The following is a 17,394-nucleotide window of genomic DNA, read 5'->3' on the forward strand; positions in this document are numbered from 1 at the left end:
TAAAATCTAAAATTAGATGAGTTTATCTTCGACTTGTATAAAACGTCCCGTGTTGGCTACCGTGTTAAACCTGCTTCTGGTGATTGTCGGTTCCATCGGGCTGTTGTATTTGGGAGTACGCGATTATCCGAGTGTCGACCCTCCGGTGATTTCGGTGTCCACGTCGTTCGTGGGTGCGAATGCCGACGTGATCGAAACGCAGATTACCGAGCCGTTGGAGTCGGCGATTAACGGTATCCAGGGAATCCGTTCGCTGAGTAGTACCAGTCGTGACGGGCAGAGTCGGATCACGATAGAATTCGAGTTGGACGTGGATTTGGAAACTGCCGCCAATGACGTGCGTGATAAGGTTTCCGGTACTTTACGTCGTTTGCCTAGTGATATAGATCCACCCACGGTGTACAAGGCTGACGCGGATGCCCAGCCTATTTTTGCCATTTCATTACGAAGCGGACAACGTTCTTTGATTGACTTGAGCCGTTATGCCGAACGTTATTATAAAGAACGGTTGCAGACGATACCCGGAGTCAGCAGCGTGGAAATCTGGGGAGAGAAACGCTATTCGGTGCGTTTGCGAATGGACCCGGCATTGTTGGCGGCTTACAAGTTGACTCCGATGGACGTGCAAAATGCCGTGGAGAAAGAGAATATCGAATTGCCTTCCGGGCGTATCGAGGGGGATAACACAGAATTGACCATTCGTACGCTGGGGCGTTTGATGTCGATAGAGGATTTCAATAATCTGGTGATCGCCCGAAACGGGCAACAAATCATCCGATTCAGCGATATCGGAACGGCAGAGGTCGATGCCGAGAATACACGGACGATTGCCAAACGGAATGGCGTGCCGATGGTGATGTGTGCCTTGATCCCGCAGCCGGGAGCGAACTATATTGATATTGCCGACAGGGCATACGTGGTGATGGAGGATTTGGAGAAGGATTTGCCGGATGATATCGATGCGGCGATCGCTTTTGATAACACGGTGTTTATCCGTAGTTCTATCAACGAGGTGCAGGATACGATTTTCGAGGCATTCATCATGGTGGTGCTGATCATATTCCTGTTTCTGAGAAGTTGGCGCACGACGTTGATTCCCGTGCTGGCAATCCCGATTTCCTTGGTGGCGTCTTTCTTTATCATGTATATAGCCGGTTTCACGATCAATATTCTGACATTGCTCGCGGTGGTGTTGTCCATCGGTCTGGTGGTGGACGATGCGATCGTGGTGATGGAGAATATATTTACCAAGATCGAACAAGGGATGAGTCCCTTGCAGGCAGGGTTTAAAGGAGCGAACGAGATATTCTTTGCCGTTATCGCTACTACCGTGGTGCTGGTGGCGGTGTTCTTCCCGATCGTGTTCCTGGAAGGTACTACCGGGCGCTTGTTCCGGGAGTTCAGTATGGTAATTGCCGGGGCAGTCTGCGTGTCTTCGTTTGTGGCATTGACGTTTACGCCTATGATTTCCACGAAGCTATTGACCCGGGATGCCGCGAATAATTGGTTTTACAGGAAAACCGAACCTTTCTTCGAGGGAATGACGAACCTGTACAGGCGGTGGTTACAGCGGTTTTTGAAAATACGTTACGTGTCTATTATCATACTCGTTGCTTCCGGGGGTGGGATTTATTGCCTTTGGTTGTTGATCCCGTCGGAGATGGCGCCTTTGGAAGACCGTTCCAACATCCGTTTAAATTCCGTGGCACCGGAAGGGGCTACTTTCGAGTACATGAGCCGATACGCGGATGAGATTTCGACTTTCGTGGAGGATTTTGTCCCGGAGCAGGAGAAAGTGATCGAGTTTATCGGGGGTGGACAGACCAATCGGGCGAGCTTGCAATTGTGGTTGGTGGATGCGGACGACCGGGATCGTACACAACAAGAGATTGCGGATGAACTAGCCCTGAGAGTAAGGCAGTTTACCGGTGCACGTACTTTGGTTTCTCAACAACAGACCTTCGGCGGACGCCGTGGCGGTCTGCCCGTCGAGTATGTAATACAAGCAAAGAATCTGGAAGATTTGAAAGAGATGTTGCCCGTGTTCATGGATGAGGTGAACAAAAGCCCGTTGTTCTCGGCTTCCGATTTGAACCTGAAGTTCACGAAGCCGGAGTTGACCGTGAATATAGACCGGGATAAGGCGGCGGCAATGGGGGTTTCCGTGCAGGATATAGCACAGACCTTACAATTGACGATGAGCGAGCAACGCGTGGGATACTATATCATGGACGGGAAACAGTACCAGATATTGAGCCAGTTGGAACGTAAGGATCGGAATAAACCGAGTGACCTGCAAGGTATATACGTGAGAAATGCCGATAAGGAGTTAGTACATCTGGATAACTTGATATCGATCAGCGAGAGTTCTACGCCTCCGCAGTTGTACCGTTATGACCGTTTCGTGTCGGCAACCGTGTCAGCGGGGTTGGCAAAGGGCGTGACGCTTTCCCAAGGGTTGGATGAGATGGACCGGATTGCGGATCAAGTGTTGAATGATGACTTTAAGACTACCTTGTCCGGAACGTCGAAGGACTTCGTGGAGAGTTCTTCCAGTTTGATGTTTACCTTCATGCTGGCGCTGGTGTTTATTTACCTGGTGTTGGCGGCACAGTTCGAGAGTTTCCGCGACCCGTTGATTATCATGTTCACGGTGCCTTTGGCATTGATCGGGGCGATGGTTGCCCTGTGGTATTTCGGGCAGACAATGAATATTTTCAGTCAGATCGGTATTATCATGTTGGTCGGGTTAGTATCCAAAAATGGTATTCTGATCGTGGAATTTGCCAACCAGCGTAAAGCGGCAGGCTTGTCCATGCGGGAAGCTATCGAGGATTCGGCAGTGGCTCGTTTGCGCCCGATTCTGATGACGAGTTTGTCGACCGTGCTGGGTATATTGCCGATGGCAATGGCTACGGGTGCCGGGGCGGAAAGCCGTATAGCCATGGGTATTGCGGTTGTAGGTGGTATGGTATGTTCCACGTTATTAACGCTTTTCGTGATTCCCGCTATTTACACGTACTTGTCTGCAAAGAAAGTCCGGATAATAGAAGAAGAAATTGAAAATTAATATATCAATGAGTTTTGGAAAGAAATAAAACGAGTGAATATGGTAAAGCAAGGATTACGATATAAAAAAATGATGATGAGATTAGCACTTTTATTGCTCATTTTCAATTTTCAATTTTCAATTTTCAATTGTTCCGCCCAAGAGCGAAAGACTTTGCCGGAATGTATAGCGCAAGCGTTGGAATCGAATTATTCCATCAAAATTATTCGGAACGAGGCGCGTATGGCGAAGAATGATTTGAATTATTCTACTTTTCTGCCTACACTGGATGCAACGGCAAAGCAAAATCAAACTCGGAATGACTCGAAGACAGAGGATAATACGGGTGTCGTGAATAAAATGTCCGACGTGAAGACGGATAATTATTCCGCCGGGGTAGCATTGAATTGGCGATTGTTCGACGGTTTGGAAATGTTTACCACGCACGAGAAACAAAAGGAATTGTTGGCAATGGGAGAACTCGCTGTGCAACAAGCGGTCGAGAATTTGATCGTGAACGTGAGTGCTGCTTACTATAACGTGTTGGTACAACATCATAAGTTGCAGGCAACTTTACATTCATTGGAGGTATCTACCGAACGCTACGAGGAGGCGCAGGCGCGTTACGAGATCGGTAATCGTTCCGGTTTGGAGGCTCAACAAGCAAAAATCGATTTGAATGCCGATAGTTCAACTTACATGAAACAGAGAGAGGCGTTGAAAAGTGCCTATATCTCGTTGAACAAGTTGATGAATACTGATTTGCAATCGGTGGAGTACGTGCGGGACACGATATTGCTGGGACCTCTTTTGTCATTGGGTGTACTGGAGCAAAAGACTTTGCAGGGTAACACGATGTTATTAATGGCGAAAAAAGACCAGAGAATATCTGCCTTGGATTTGAAAAATTCTCGTGCCGTGTTGTTCCCGACATTGGATTTTAATTCCGGGTATAATTATAATAAAACGGAAGCCCCGTCCTCCAATATTACTTTGAACCGAACGAACGGTTTTTATTGGGGATTTTCGTTAAATGTTTCCATATTTAGCCGTTTGCAGAATCGCACGAAGATCAAAAATGCAAAAATAGAGTTGGAGAATACCGAACTTTCTTATCTGGAGGCGGAGAAAGAGACCCTCGGTGATTTGGCGTTATTGTATAATACTTACGAGAATAACCTGTTGATGGTGAATTTCGAGAACGAAAGTGCCGATGTCGCTGCCGCCAATCTGGATGCAGCTTTGGTAAAATACAAGATCGGTTCTCTGTCCGGGATTGAATTTCGAGAATTTCAACGTAGTTATATCGATGCGGTCGACCGGAAATTATCGGCTATATACCAGGCAAAGGTATCAGAATTGTCTTTATTGCTGCTGAGCGGGGAGATACGTGATTCTATGATCGTAGAATACGTGGAGGAATAAGCGTTGTATTCCGAAAAAGTTGAAGAATTTTTGGAATTGATTCCGAAAAAGTTGAAGAATTTTTGGAATTGATTCCGAAAAAGCTGTATTTTTGAGGAATACATTGAAAATGAAATGGTCATGATTAAGCGAAGATTAGAAAATATTATTAGTGAAAAATTGTATGACGGTAAAGCAATTTTGTTGATGGGACCGCGCCAAGTTGGGAAAACTACCTTATTGAAGATGCTTTTTACCGGACGGGATGATGTTTTGTGGTTGAACGGGGATGAATTGGATGTTCAACGATTGTTCGATAATGTTTCGGCAACCCGTTTGAAAGCCATATTCGGAAACAAAAAAGTGATCGTTATTGATGAAGCCCAACGTATCGCGGATATAGGCTTGCGAGTGAAGTTAGTAACCGATCAAATACCGGATGTACAGTTGGTCGCCACGGGAAGTTCTTCGTTTGATTTGGCAAATAAGATGAACGAACCTTTAACTGGACGGAAATGGGAATACAAAATGTATCCGTTATCTTTCGGTGAAATGGTGGATGAGCATGGTTTGTTGGAAGAAAAGCGTATGATTCCTCATCGTCTGGTGTATGGTTATTATCCGGAAGTGGTAATGCATCCCGGGGAGGAACAAGAGATATTGCGGTTGTTATCAGATAGTTATTTATATAAGGACATTCTAGCTTTAGACCAGATTAGTAAACCCGATAGTCTGGTGAAGTTATTACAAGCGTTAGCTTTTCAAATCGGATCGCAAGTTTCTTATAATGAATTGGCTCAATTATGTGGGTTGGATTCCAAAACGGTCGAGAAATATGTGATTTTACTGGAGCAATCTTATGTAATCTTTCGGTTAAATTCTTTTAGCCGGAATCTGAGAAATGAATTAAAGTCAAGTAAGAAGATATATTTTTATGATAACGGAATACGAAATGCCCTCGTGGCTAATTTCAGCCAGGTGGAGAACCGGACAGATGTCGGTGCCCTGTGGGAGAATTTCTTGATTTCCGAGAGAAAAAAGTTTTTGCATTACACGAAACAGTGGAACAATAGTTGGTTTTGGAGAACGAAAGAGAAGACGGAAATCGATTTGATTGAAGAACGGGATGGGCAGATTATGGGATATGAATTTAAATGGAATCCGGGAACAAAAGTAAAATTGCCCCGATTGTTTTTGGATACTTATGCCGGGAGTGATTTTGAAGTGATTCATCGGGATAATTTTGAGGATTTTTTAATCTAATTGTTATGGAATATACAGATGAAGATATAGAATTTGCCAGACAGATATTAACTCACAGGGAGGAGTTGGAAGATGCGCTTGTAGAAAAGTGGATGGAGGATGAGGAACACATGCGATTGTTGGATGAGTTGGCGGCAGAGAGGAAAAATTTGTCAGAGGGTGATTTTGAGCGGCAGGAAACCGAAGAACTGGCAAGTTTGGAACAGGCGGAGGCAGACCGGAAGAGTCGTCGGATGACGTTGCGCTGGTCTGTGGCGTCATCTATTATTCTGATTGTGGCATTGTATGTCGGTCGGGGTGTGGATGAATGGAGAAATCTGAACGAAGAAAGATTAATGGCTCAAGCAGAAAGAACACTGCCGGGAGGGAGAAGAGCCGAATTGATTCTTGCCACAGGGGAGAAAGTTCAGTTGGGGCAAAAAAGTGAAATAATCTCCGGGAAAAAGGAAACGGGTATCCGGAATGATTCTTTGACCGGGTTGGATTATACTTTAGCTGGATTGCAGGAGAACACGAGAGAGGTGTACAACACGTTGGTGACTCCTATCGGGGGAGAATATTCCCTTGAATTATCCGATGGGACGAAAGTATTCTTGAATGCTGCTTCCGAATTGAGATTTTCGGTGGTATTTATTGGGGATAAACGGGTGGTAGACTTGAAAGGGGAAGCCTATTTTGAAGTTACTAAGGACACGATCAGACCTTTTGTCGTTAGAGTAAACGGGGCGGAAGTGACCGTTTTGGGTACGTCTTTTAATGTAAACACGTATGGCGACGACGGACAAATTTACACGACCGTGGTGAACGGGAAAGTACAAGTGTCTTCAAAGAGAAATGGTCAGAAAGAGATATTGAATCCGGGAATGCAGAGCGTGATGGACATGAAGACCGGGAAACTTGTGGTGCACGAGGTGGATGTGGAGCCATTCGTTGCATGGAGGGAGGGAAGGTTTGTCTTCTGAACGATGACGTTGGATTTTATCCAGAATTTGAATATTCAGGCTAATATTGATGATGTGTCGTATTATTTCACAGAATTGGAGAAGCAGTTGTAAGATTATTTGTTTTGATCTGTTTTCCACCGCCTTGTTGCAAGGTGCTTTTGGGCACGTGTGTGTTAAAAAAATGAGTCAAGTATTGAAACAGAATGTTTTTTTTGATACTTTTGAGAATTAATAAATGAACGTTTAATTATTCTCCCCCCGATGTATTTGTAAATATTATTCTACAATTTTCTTTCCCTGCAATCTATTGTAGAACAAATTCTTATAGACGGTTGCTTTTTGAAAAACATTTTCTATCCAAACTATCAAAAAACGTTCGTTTTTTGATAGTTTGGATAGGTTTGTATTTATGTAATGTAAAATATTGAAATTGAACGATTTTTTAGATGAAGATGATATTCAGGGATTACGAAAGAGAGATCCCAAAGTTTATGAGATCGTATTCAAGAAATACTATCCTAAACTTGTTGTATTTGTTTGTCGTCAGGTTGGAGATCAGGATGTTGCAAAAGATGTCGTTCAAGATATTTTCTTTAAGTTATTCGAGAATAGCTATTCTTTACCGGATGGATTTAATCTGAAATCTTGGTTGTATAAGGTTGCCCGTAATGCGACAGTGGATTATTTACGGCATTTACAGGTAGTGGATCATCATAAATTCCTGATGGGGGAAGCGATGTTGGTTTCGGAGGAAATGGACGAAGAGATCGACGAGGACGTATACAATAGAGTGAATCGGGCTATTGAAAGTTTGCCGGAACAATGTCGCCTGATTATTAAATTGAATGTGATTGAGGGAAAGAAATATCTGGAAATAGCGGAAGAATTGGATATATCCATCAATACAATCCGTACACAAGTTTCTCGCGGGTACAAGAAATTGAGGGAAATATTGTCGAGTGAAGTTAATACTCTTGTCCTTTGGTTAGCTTTTGGGAAAAGAAAAAGTAAATAATATCATTTGTAGCCTTGTATGTAATTAATTTCAAGTGTCGTATATTTTTTTTTTCGAAAAAAAGAAAAATTCTTGTCACACAAAAAAGAAGGTTCCCCGTTATAGTATTGTATTTGAAAGTTGAATTATGGGAAATAAACAAATATCAACCCGTTTGATATATCGAAAAATAGAAGGAAACCTTTCTCCGGGTGAAGAGAGGATTTTCGACGAATGGTTGAATGAAGATGTAACACATCGTCGTTATTACGAGGATATGCGGGAAGAATTTTCACGAGAAGATAGATTGAGTTTGTCAGAACGGGAAGTTCAGAAGGCGTGGTCTACTTTTGATTTCTGGATGCAGAAACAAAAGAAGACTGCAAGAAAACGTAATGTTGTGTGGGGAACGGGAATAGCGGCTTCAATTATTGTTGTACTTTGTTGTTGCTTGTTCTTGTATATGACGAGGCGTGTAGATCGGGAAGTATTACCTGCTGCTCATGCTATTGTGCCCGGGCAGAATAATGCCGTACTGGAAATGGCTGATGGCTCCGTGTATTATTTAGGTGAAAAGAATTTTTCAATTCGAGAGAAAACGGGACGTCGGGTTGTTGCCGATAGTGCGAAGCTGAGTTACGTGTCAGCTTCTGGAGAAGAACAAGTCACGGAAGAAATCGTGTACAATAGATTGAGAGTTCCTAGAGGGGGCGAGTATAAAATAGAGTTGGAGGATGGGACTAGAATCTGGCTTAATTCTGCATCCTTGTTGCAATACCCGGTCAGTTTCGCGAAGGATAAAAGAGAGGTTTATTTGGAAGGAGAGGCTTATTTTGAAGTAAAGCGGGACACGGCAAGACCTTTTGTCGTTCATGCCGGAGCACAGGAAATCTCTGTTTTGGGTACGAGTTTCGGGGTTACGTGTTACGAGGGGACGACTGATGATTATACGACCTTGGTTTCCGGTAAAGTAAAAGTAAAATTTGAACGGGTAGATAAGAGTTGCGTATTACAACCGGGCATGCAGGTAGCTTATAACAAGGCAAGCGGCGTGGTGACCGAGCGTAATGTGGATGTTTCGGAATATGTGGCGTGGAAAGATGGCATATATGTATTCAAGCAAAAGCGTTTGGAGGATATTCTTACCACTTTGTCGCGTTGGTATGATTTCCAAGTTTTCTATCGAAACGAGGACGTGAAGGATGTTATGTTTTCCGGGGAAGTGAAACGATTCGGGGATTTCAGTTACCTGTTGCGCTTGATAGAACGAACAAGTGACGTAAAGTTTATAATAGATAAAAAAGTAGTACAAGTTATGAGATAAAAAATGAAACAGGAGAATACGGCTATATTCCCCTGTCACACGATAAGCCGGCAAGCTTATCCGATTGTTTAATTTTTACAACACAAATCTATGAAAAAAAGAGGTAAAATGTGCACGCCTTTCAAAAAAAGGTGGTGCCGGAAAATTATTTTATCAATGAAACAGCTTTGTATTTTTATGCTGGTATTTAATTTTGGATTAAATGCCGCCGTTCATTCTCAGAATCAACGGGTCACAGTTGATTTGAGAAATGCGGGAATCGAAGAGTTGATTACCGTTATTAAGAGTCAATGTGACATGGGTTTTTTGTATGATTACAACAAGATCAAAACCGTGAATAATATCACGGTAAAAATGCAGAATGCCTTGTTGTCCGAAGTTCTTGTAAATGCTTTGAAAGGAACCGGGTTTGTTGCCGAGATTGAAAATAAGATGATTATTATCAAAGAGGCTCCCAAGGATGAGAAAAAAGAAGCCAAAACGATTACAGGAAAAGTTACGGATCAGAAAAAGGAAGCACTTCCGGGTGTGACCGTTTTGATTAAGGGAACTACGGTGGGTGTCGTGACTGATACGGCAGGTATGTATAAAATTACTTTACCGGAACAGAAAGATATTATCCTGGTATTTTCGTTTATCGGTATGGTTTCCAAGGAAGTGAAATTAACGAACCAGAAGGAGATTAACGTGGTGCTGGAGGAGGATGTGGAGAACTTGGAGGAAGTGGTCGTGACGGGGTATAATAATATTAGAAGTACCAGTTTTACGGGTAATTCAGTAACTGTGAAACGGGATGATTTGTTGAAAGTTTCCAAAACGAACGTTATTAAGGCTATTCAAGTATTTGATCCTTCTTTCAGAATCAAAGAGAACAATCGTTGGGGATCAGATCCGAATGCTATTCCTGAAGTTTATATTCGGGGAGAATCGGGAATTACGGGGACGAAACAACTTGATCGGGATCCGTTGGATAAGTCGAATTTGAAAGATAACCCGAATCTTCCCACGTTTATCATGGACGGGTTTGAAATTAGTGTCACTAAATTATATGACTATGATCCTAACCGCATCGAGTCGATTACTATATTGAAAGATGCCGCCGCAACGGCAATGTATGGTTCTCGTGCTGCTAACGGTGTAGTTATTATCACGACGGTGACTCCTAAAGCAGGGCAGATGAATGTGTCTTATAATTTGGTCGGGGATATTACTATGCCGGATTTGAGCGATTATGATTTATTGAATGCAGCTGAAAAATTGGAAGTAGAACGTTTAGCGGGATATTATGTGTATGATCCAGAATCAACTTATCAAAGAAATGAATTTGAATTAGAACAAGAATACAATGAAAAATTGGCGAATATACGAAAAGGTGTAGATACATATTGGTTAGGTAAACCGCTCCATACGGTATTTAATCATAAACATAGTTTGTATATTGATGGTGGAAATGAAAATTTTCGTTTTGGTTTGGATTTGCAGTACACGGGACAAGATGGCGTGATGAAAGGATCTGCACGCAATGTGATGGGGGCTGGTCTTTTTGTTCAATATATTTATAAAACGTTGTCTATAAAGAATAATATCTCGTTTATGAGTACAAAGTCCAAAGAATCTCCTTATGGTCTTTTTTCGGCGTTTGCAAAACAACTGCCATATAATGAATACAAAGATGAAAATGGTAATTATTTGGAAGCCTTAAAGGATTGGGGAGGAGGAAGTTTTACGCATAATCTTGTAAATCCACTTTATGAACCTAGTTTAAATAATTTCGATAAATCTTCAACAGAAGAATGGACTAATAATTTAGCGATTAATTGGAATATTTACCCGAGTTTGTTATTAAAGGGACAAATTAGTATCGCACGTGCGTATGGTAATACAAAGAAGTTTATAGATCCTTTGTCTAAAAATAATACAAATAAACTTTCTTTGACGAATTTGAAATCAGGAGAGTTGCATTTATCAAGTAATGATCAGTTCACGTATAATATGTATTTTTCTCTTTCCTATAATGGATCGGTTGGAAATCATATGATTAATGCTTTGGCTGGATTTGAATTACGCGAGTCGGAGTCTAATAATGAAAGTTCTTCTTATTATGGTTTCCCCTCGGGTGAATTGTCTTCACCTGAATACGCGGAAGATCAGCCGAATAAAACAAATCATGGAGAATCTACGAGTCGTTCTATCGGCATGAATGGTTCTGTAAATTATTCTTATAAGGATATTTATTTATTGGATGCCTCTATCCGTGTTGACGGTTCTTCTGCTTTCGGTAAAGATAAACGTTTTGCTCCTTTCTGGTCTGCTGGTGTCGGTATAAATCTTCATAAATTTGATTTTTTCGAAAGTGTCGGTTTTATTAATCAGTTGAAGCTTCGGGCTTCGTTCGGACAAACCGGTAAAGTAAATTTTCCTGCTTATGCGGCAAGAACGAGTTATCAGGTGTTTACCGACGAATGGTATAAAACGGGTTACGGGGCAACTTTAAAAGCTTTGGGGAATAAAAACTTGACTTGGGAAACAACGAATACGTTGGATATCGGTGGGGAAATATCGTTGTTTAATGATTTTATTTATTTTAAAGGTAGTTATTATGACAAGAAGACGATTGATTTGGTGACGGATGTAACGGTACCGAGTTCGACTGGTTTTACTTCCTACCGGGATAATATCGGGGAGATATCTAATAGGGGATATGAATTGGATTTTCGAATTCATGCTATCAAAAATCGTGATATGAATTTGGTTGTTAACGCAAATTTAAGTCACAATGTAAATAAAATATTGAAGATTTCAGAAAGTTTGAAAGCCTATAACAGAAGAGTACTTGAAAAATTTGAGAAAGCCTCGAACTACGATAATGAGGTGTCTATGCCGTTTTTGCAATATCAGGAAGGCGGATCCTTGAACTCTATTTGGGGTATTCGTTCCATGGGAATTAATCCGGCTGACGGAAAAGAGGTATATATTAAAAAGAACGGGCAATTGACAAATTCATGGATCGCTTCAGATCAAGTTGTATTAGGAAATGAAGATCCGAAGGCAAAAGGAGCAATAGGTATAAATTTTGTTTATAAACAATTTTCTTTATTTACCAGTTTTATGTATGAATTTGGTGGAGACCGTTATAATCAAACGTTGGTCGATAAGGTTGAGAACGTGAATGTTTATACATCGAATGTTGATCGGCGGGTGTTGACAAGTCGTTGGAAACAACCGGGGGATAAGGCAAAATTTAAAGCTTTAACAGCGGATAGAGGCTCTGTTCAAGTAACACGTCCGACTTCTCGTTTTGTACAGAGGTATAATGCTCTGTCTTGGAGCTCTATTGAATTAGGGTACGATTTTGATTCGATGCTAATAAGTAAGTGGGGTATCAGTATGCTTCGCTTAACTATGGGAATGAGTGATATAGCTCATTTTTCGAATGTAAAGCAAGAACGAGGGTTAGATTACCCTTACGCTCGGAAGGTAGAATTTTCTGTGAAGATGTCGTTTTAAATAAACTAATGTGAAATCTGTAATAAAGAATATCATGAAAATAAGGAAATATTTATTCCTATCGCTGATCGTGTTCATGTCTTCATGTTCGGATTGGTTGGATGTGAGCCCTAAGGATATTGTAGATGAGGATGATTTGTTTACATCTTATTTGGGATATCGGAATGCGCTTAATGGTGTTTATAAGCAAATGGGATCAACAGGGATGTACGGTAAGGAACTCTCTTGGGGCTTTATAGATGTACTAGCGCAATCTTATTACAGCGGAAGAGGTTATATCGGTCAAAATAATGATTATAATGATGTAATGGAACTTAAATATACAGGTGATAAAGTAAAAGCGTATATTGAAACGATATGGACGGAAACGTATAATGCAATTGCAAATTGTAATAATATTATCGCAAGAATTCAAATGGAAGATTCTACTATGTTTCCGCTAGGGAAGTATGAAAAGAATTTGATCTTGGGTGAAGCGATAGGACTTCGGGCGTTTTTACATTTTGATATGTTGCGATTGTTTGCTCCGGCACCAATTGTGGATGACCATAAACTGTATATTCCATATTTTGATAAGTTTCCATCCTATGGAGAGAATAATTGCACGGTAAGCGAAATGCTTGATTATATTACGGCTGATTTGAAGATTGCGAAAGATCTAGTAGCATCTTATGACACGCTTAATTCGGAACATGTTCTTCGTTTGACGAAAGATGGTGGTAATTTTATATTGGGGAGTAATTATAACCCGGATGATGTATTTTATGCTTTTCGTGGTTACCGCATGAACTATCCGGCCATTGTTTCTATTATGGCTCGGGTATATAACTATGCGGGGAAGCATGATGAAGCATATGTGGCGGTAAAAGAGGTTTTAGATTTAAGAACGATGTATGATGCTGAATATTATAATTTTACTCCGGATGCCGATGTGAGTTCGGATAGAAAAATGAGAATGGATTTGATTTTTGCGGTGGCTTCAAAGAATTTGTTGGAGAATTATCTTCCTTATTCAACACAATCAGGAGGAGGTTCGGGTGATGCGCGGCTTGTATTGAAAGATTGGTACACGTTGTTTGATGATGCGGCGGATTATAGAAAGACGAAATTGTCAACCTCTGTGAATGGAAGCACGAGATATTTTATGTCTAACCGGAATATTCAGATTAGCACGGAAGAGAATGATGTTTGTCCTATTATCCGGCTGAGTGAATTGTATTATATTTTGGCGGAGTATTATATGTCAAAAGCGGATTGGCAAGAGGCTACCAATCAGTTGGATATAGTACGTGCCGGACGGAATTGTACTAAAGGGCGTCTTTCTATAACCGATGAAGAAACATTTAAGGCTGAATTATTGAAAGAGGTTAGAAGAGAGTTTGCTTCAGAGGGTCAAAAATTCTTTTATTATAAGAAATTCAACGAGAAATTTTTAAGTAAGATGACCCAGAGTGATTTTATTTTGCCGTTGCCTGAAAGTGAAAGTATTAATTAATAACGTGTACGATAATGAAAAAATATACCTTTTTGTTTGTATTATTTACTTGCTATGTATGTAGCTTATGTATACAAAGTTGTAGTACTGAAGGTACAGAGGTCTACGGGCAAGAAAGATTTTTGTATATCGAGCGTCAAGTGAAGCGTGGAGAGGGAATTAACTGGGAATGGGTAAGGGTAGATACTGCTGTCGTTTCGATAGCTCATCATCCTAATACAGAGCGGATAGAATACCCGTTTCGGATTTGCTTGATTGGGGATACATTGAGTGCAGATGCCGAATATAAGATGACTATAGTGGACACGTTGACTAGGGTGGGAGATGGAATGGTGACATTACCGGATAAATTTGTCTTTAAGAAAGGGGTTGTTTCCGATTCTTTATGGTTGACGATTCATACGGATAAGGTGCCGGAAGATGGAGAGTTTTATATTACACTTCGGATTGTCGAGAATGAAAATTTTGGGGTCGGGTATAAAGGTTATACGGATGTAAAGTTATGGTTTAATAATATGAACACGAAGCCTGATTGGTGGGATAGTCGTATTGTTGATGTGTATTTAGGAGAATGGTCTCCGGAGAAGTTTAATACACTGGTGCTTGCCACGAATGGAATTACGAGCTTCGAAGGGTTGGCTGCTAGTGAAATGAGGTTATATTCATTAATGCTGAAGAACTATATTGAAGAAAAAGGTGTGACTGAAGCGAATGGAGATCCTATGGTTGTTCCGATTTATTAATTGATTAAAATGTACCATGTATGAAAAAAGTAAATTATTTCTTTATCTTTTTGTTTATATTCTTTATTAGTTGTTACGAGGATAAGGGAAATTATGATTATAAAGATATTCAGAGTATTGAGATTGAGAAATTTCCTGATATTAATAAAACAATGGGAGATACGGTGCGGGTTGAGCCGAAGTTTAATATAGAAATACCAGAAGATGCTTCGTATCTTTCGTTTGAATGGAGTATTGGTGGGGAAACTCGTCCGGATGATCCTAATTGGAATAGTCGAAACTTTTTTTGGATCGCGGATAGATTGGTGGAAAATTTTGAGGGACTTGTTCTAAAGATTACGGATTCCCGTTATGGGGTAAAGTATATGAAAAAAGGTTATTGTACGATTGCTGGGGAGTTTGATGCGTGGTTTTCTTGGACAATTCTTGCAGAGAAAAATGGTGAAGCTTGTCTTTCATTTTTTAAGACGGAAGAAACAGAATGGTCTTCTGATTGGTCGGTGGCAACGATTACCAAGTGGAAAGAGTATGACGATTTGTATTCTTCTAGGAATGGGGGACAGAAATTAGGACGTGGGGCTTTATGTATGCGAGAGCATTATTGTACGGGGGAGGATGCTGATGTAGGACAGTATTGGATATTTACAGAAGATGGGGCAAAGGATCTGGAAGGAATCGGTTTCACGAAAGATATTGATTTGAATCAGACGTTTATGGGAGGAAGTGTTCCTGCCGGAGCTGTCATTCAAGGAGGTGTATTTATGAAAATTGCGGATATCCTCTATGATCAAAACGGGTGTTTGTATTCACGTGTGAAATCAGATCCGCAACTATTTAATTCAGATTATTTCTTGGATGATCCGATAAAATACGATGGCAAAGTATTGGAAAAATGTGAGCCTGTCTTTGGGAGATATACGCAATATTATGGGAATTATATTCCAATTATAGATAGAAAGAATAATAGGTTATTGGCATTTTTGGATGGAACGCCTACTTATGGATTTGATGATTTGATAGGTGCGGCTCATGTTATGGAATTGCCGGAACCGACTCTTGAAAGTGGGGAAAAATTGCCGGATAATTATATTCCTTTGAATAATTTTGAAGGATATGAATTGCTTCATATATGTTATAAAAAAGTAACGACTAGTGGATTTCCCGGTTACTATGCTTTGTTTAGGGATGCGACGGGGCATTTCTATCTGGAAGAGTTCGCTTTAAGATCTTATATAGATGTTGTTCAAGGACCTTATCTGAAACTTTCCAATATAAAAGTATTTGATTTTGGTGGTAAATTGACACAAACACCTTCCTTGATGTGTGTTCCCCCCAATACAGCGACGGATTACGTGTTCTTTGCCGTGGATAATATACTTTACATGTATGATAAGGATACGGAAATATGGAGTGAATATCTCCGGTTCGACGCTCCGATTACTGCGATGGATGGGGATAATCATTTCAAAAATATGTTATTGGCGGTTGGTTTGGAAAATGGCGAATTTCATGTTGTGAATATTGTCAATGCGAAAAATAGACCTTTGGAAGAGAGGATTATGTGTACCGCTAAATCGCGATTTGGAAAAATTATTCAGATAAATTGGAAAATAGGTAACGGTTTTAGCAGTTGGACTTGACCGTAGCGTGTTGATTTCGGAAAGTAAGGCTCGACCTTTGTTGAGCCTTATTTCTTAAAATGCTTTTAATCAGACCTTGTTTTTAAGGATAAATTTTATGGGAAATAGTATTGTAAAAGTATGTGATTTGTCCCATCGGTACAGTGTGCAGTGGGCTATACAAGAGATTAATTTTGAAATTACGGGAAACGGTGTTGTCGGGTTGTTAGGTTCTAATGGGGCAGGGAAGTCTACCACGATGAATATCATCTGTGGGGTATTGAATCAGACCCAGGGAGACGTGTATATTAATGGGATTAATTTAAGGGAGAATCCGGTTGAAGCTAAAAAGTATATCGGTTTTTTACCTCAACAGCCCCCGTTGTACACGGATTTGACCGTGGGTGAATATTTAAAGCATTCGGCGTTTTTGCGGTTAATGCCGGCAGAGGAAGTGGAGAATGCTGTTGACCGGGCTTTGGAACGTTGTGCGATAACTCATTTCAAGGATCGTCTGATCAAGAATTTGTCAGGAGGTTACCAGCAACGCGTGGGGATAGCACAAGCGATTGTGCATAACCCGAAATTCGTGGTATTGGATGAACCCACGAACGGGTTGGACCCGAACCAGATCGTGGATATCCGGAATTTGATCAGGGAAATAGCCAAGGATCATGCAGTTTTGTTATCCACTCATATTTTGTCTGAAGTACAAGCTATTTGTGACGAGATCAAAATGATTGAAAATGGAGAATTGGTGTTTTCCGGGACTATGGAGGGTTTTGATAATTATATAGCTCCCGAGAGTTTCGTGATAGAATTGGGGCGATCTCCCGGTAAAGCTGTGTTGAGTTCTTTGTGTGAGAATAGTGGAATAGAGGAATTGGAAAAAGGGCGTTTCCGAATTTATTTCAAGGAAGATGCCGAGATTACAGAGAGATATATAGAGGCGAGCGTGGCGAACGATTGGGATTTAAAAGATTTGCTAGTAGAACGTTGCTCGTTGGATGAAATTTTTGCTCAATTATCAGGAAAAAAAACAAAAATGTAGG

11 protein-coding genes are annotated in these 17,394 nt (G+C 40.8%); all 11 read left to right on the forward strand.

Annotated elements, in window-relative coordinates; genetic code table 11:
* The first annotated feature begins 16 nt into the window (after positions 1-16).
* The 11 genes from A3CY_RS0114930 to A3CY_RS0114985 all read left to right on the forward strand — a co-directional run bounded on the left by A3CY_RS0114930 (position 17) and on the right by A3CY_RS0114985 (position 17,393).
* Positions 17-3,070: an efflux RND transporter permease subunit gene (locus A3CY_RS0114930; RefSeq protein WP_018338739.1), complete on the forward strand. Its 3,054-nt coding sequence runs from the start codon at positions 17-19 to the stop codon at positions 3,068-3,070.
* Between the two features lie 75 nt (positions 3,071-3,145).
* Positions 3,146-4,474 (forward strand): TolC family protein, encoded by a 1,329-nt coding sequence (locus tag A3CY_RS0114935; RefSeq protein WP_240388165.1) that lies wholly within the window; start codon positions 3,146-3,148, stop codon positions 4,472-4,474.
* A gap of 120 nt (positions 4,475-4,594) precedes the next feature.
* Positions 4,595-5,716, forward strand: coding sequence for an ATP-binding protein (locus tag A3CY_RS0114940; protein ID WP_018338741.1), 1,122 nt, complete (start codon positions 4,595-4,597; stop codon positions 5,714-5,716).
* Positions 5,717-5,721: 5 nt separating this feature from the next.
* A complete protein-coding gene (locus tag A3CY_RS0114945; RefSeq protein WP_018338742.1) occupies positions 5,722-6,678 on the forward strand; it encodes a FecR family protein in 957 nt (318 codons plus the stop codon).
* 412 nt (positions 6,679-7,090) lie between these two features.
* On the forward strand, positions 7,091-7,675 hold the full coding sequence (locus A3CY_RS0114955) for an RNA polymerase sigma factor (RefSeq protein WP_240388166.1): 585 nt from the start codon (positions 7,091-7,093) through the stop codon (positions 7,673-7,675).
* Positions 7,676-7,802: 127 nt separating this feature from the next.
* Positions 7,803-8,978: a FecR family protein gene (locus A3CY_RS21200; RefSeq protein WP_018338745.1), complete on the forward strand. Its 1,176-nt coding sequence runs from the start codon at positions 7,803-7,805 to the stop codon at positions 8,976-8,978.
* Between the two features lie 156 nt (positions 8,979-9,134).
* Positions 9,135-12,485, forward strand: coding sequence for a SusC/RagA family TonB-linked outer membrane protein (locus A3CY_RS0114965; protein ID WP_051082737.1), 3,351 nt, complete (start codon positions 9,135-9,137; stop codon positions 12,483-12,485).
* 34 nt (positions 12,486-12,519) lie between these two features.
* A complete protein-coding gene (locus A3CY_RS21205; protein WP_018338747.1) occupies positions 12,520-13,980 on the forward strand; it encodes a RagB/SusD family nutrient uptake outer membrane protein in 1,461 nt (486 codons plus the stop codon).
* A 14-nt stretch (positions 13,981-13,994) separates the two neighbouring features.
* Positions 13,995-14,723 (forward strand): DUF4843 domain-containing protein, encoded by a 729-nt coding sequence (locus A3CY_RS0114975; protein ID WP_081619476.1) that lies wholly within the window; start codon positions 13,995-13,997, stop codon positions 14,721-14,723.
* A gap of 20 nt (positions 14,724-14,743) precedes the next feature.
* Entirely contained in the window at positions 14,744-16,363 is a 1,620-nt protein-coding gene (locus tag A3CY_RS0114980) for a PKD-like family lipoprotein (protein WP_018338749.1), read from the forward strand.
* A 97-nt stretch (positions 16,364-16,460) separates the two neighbouring features.
* Positions 16,461-17,393, forward strand: a complete 933-nt coding sequence (locus tag A3CY_RS0114985; RefSeq protein WP_018338750.1) for an ABC transporter ATP-binding protein — start codon at positions 16,461-16,463, stop codon at positions 17,391-17,393.
* The last annotated feature ends 1 nt before the right edge of the window (position 17,394 follow it).

Source organism: Butyricimonas synergistica DSM 23225 (assembly GCF_000379665.1).
Lineage (GTDB): Bacteria > Bacteroidota > Bacteroidia > Bacteroidales > Marinifilaceae > Butyricimonas > Butyricimonas synergistica.

Bases quoted from the DNA above. Each gene is read 5' to 3' on its own strand.
- A3CY_RS0114975 (WP_081619476.1), top strand. From the start codon at position 13,995: ATGAAAAAATATACCTTTTTGTTTGTATTATTTACTTGCTATGTATGT.
- A3CY_RS21205 (WP_018338747.1), top strand. From the start codon at position 12,520: ATGAAAATAAGGAAATATTTATTCCTATCGCTGATCGTGTTCATGTCT.
- A3CY_RS0114985 (WP_018338750.1), top strand. From the start codon at position 16,461: ATGGGAAATAGTATTGTAAAAGTATGTGATTTGTCCCATCGGTACAGT.
- A3CY_RS0114935 (WP_240388165.1), top strand. From the start codon at position 3,146: ATGAGATTAGCACTTTTATTGCTCATTTTCAATTTTCAATTTTCAATT.
- A3CY_RS0114945 (WP_018338742.1), top strand. From the start codon at position 5,722: ATGGAATATACAGATGAAGATATAGAATTTGCCAGACAGATATTAACT.
- A3CY_RS0114965 (WP_051082737.1), top strand. From the start codon at position 9,135: ATGAAACAGCTTTGTATTTTTATGCTGGTATTTAATTTTGGATTAAAT.
- A3CY_RS0114980 (WP_018338749.1), top strand. From the start codon at position 14,744: ATGAAAAAAGTAAATTATTTCTTTATCTTTTTGTTTATATTCTTTATT.
- A3CY_RS21200 (WP_018338745.1), top strand. From the start codon at position 7,803: ATGGGAAATAAACAAATATCAACCCGTTTGATATATCGAAAAATAGAA.
- A3CY_RS0114940 (WP_018338741.1), top strand. From the start codon at position 4,595: ATGATTAAGCGAAGATTAGAAAATATTATTAGTGAAAAATTGTATGAC.
- A3CY_RS0114930 (WP_018338739.1), top strand. From the start codon at position 17: ATGAGTTTATCTTCGACTTGTATAAAACGTCCCGTGTTGGCTACCGTG.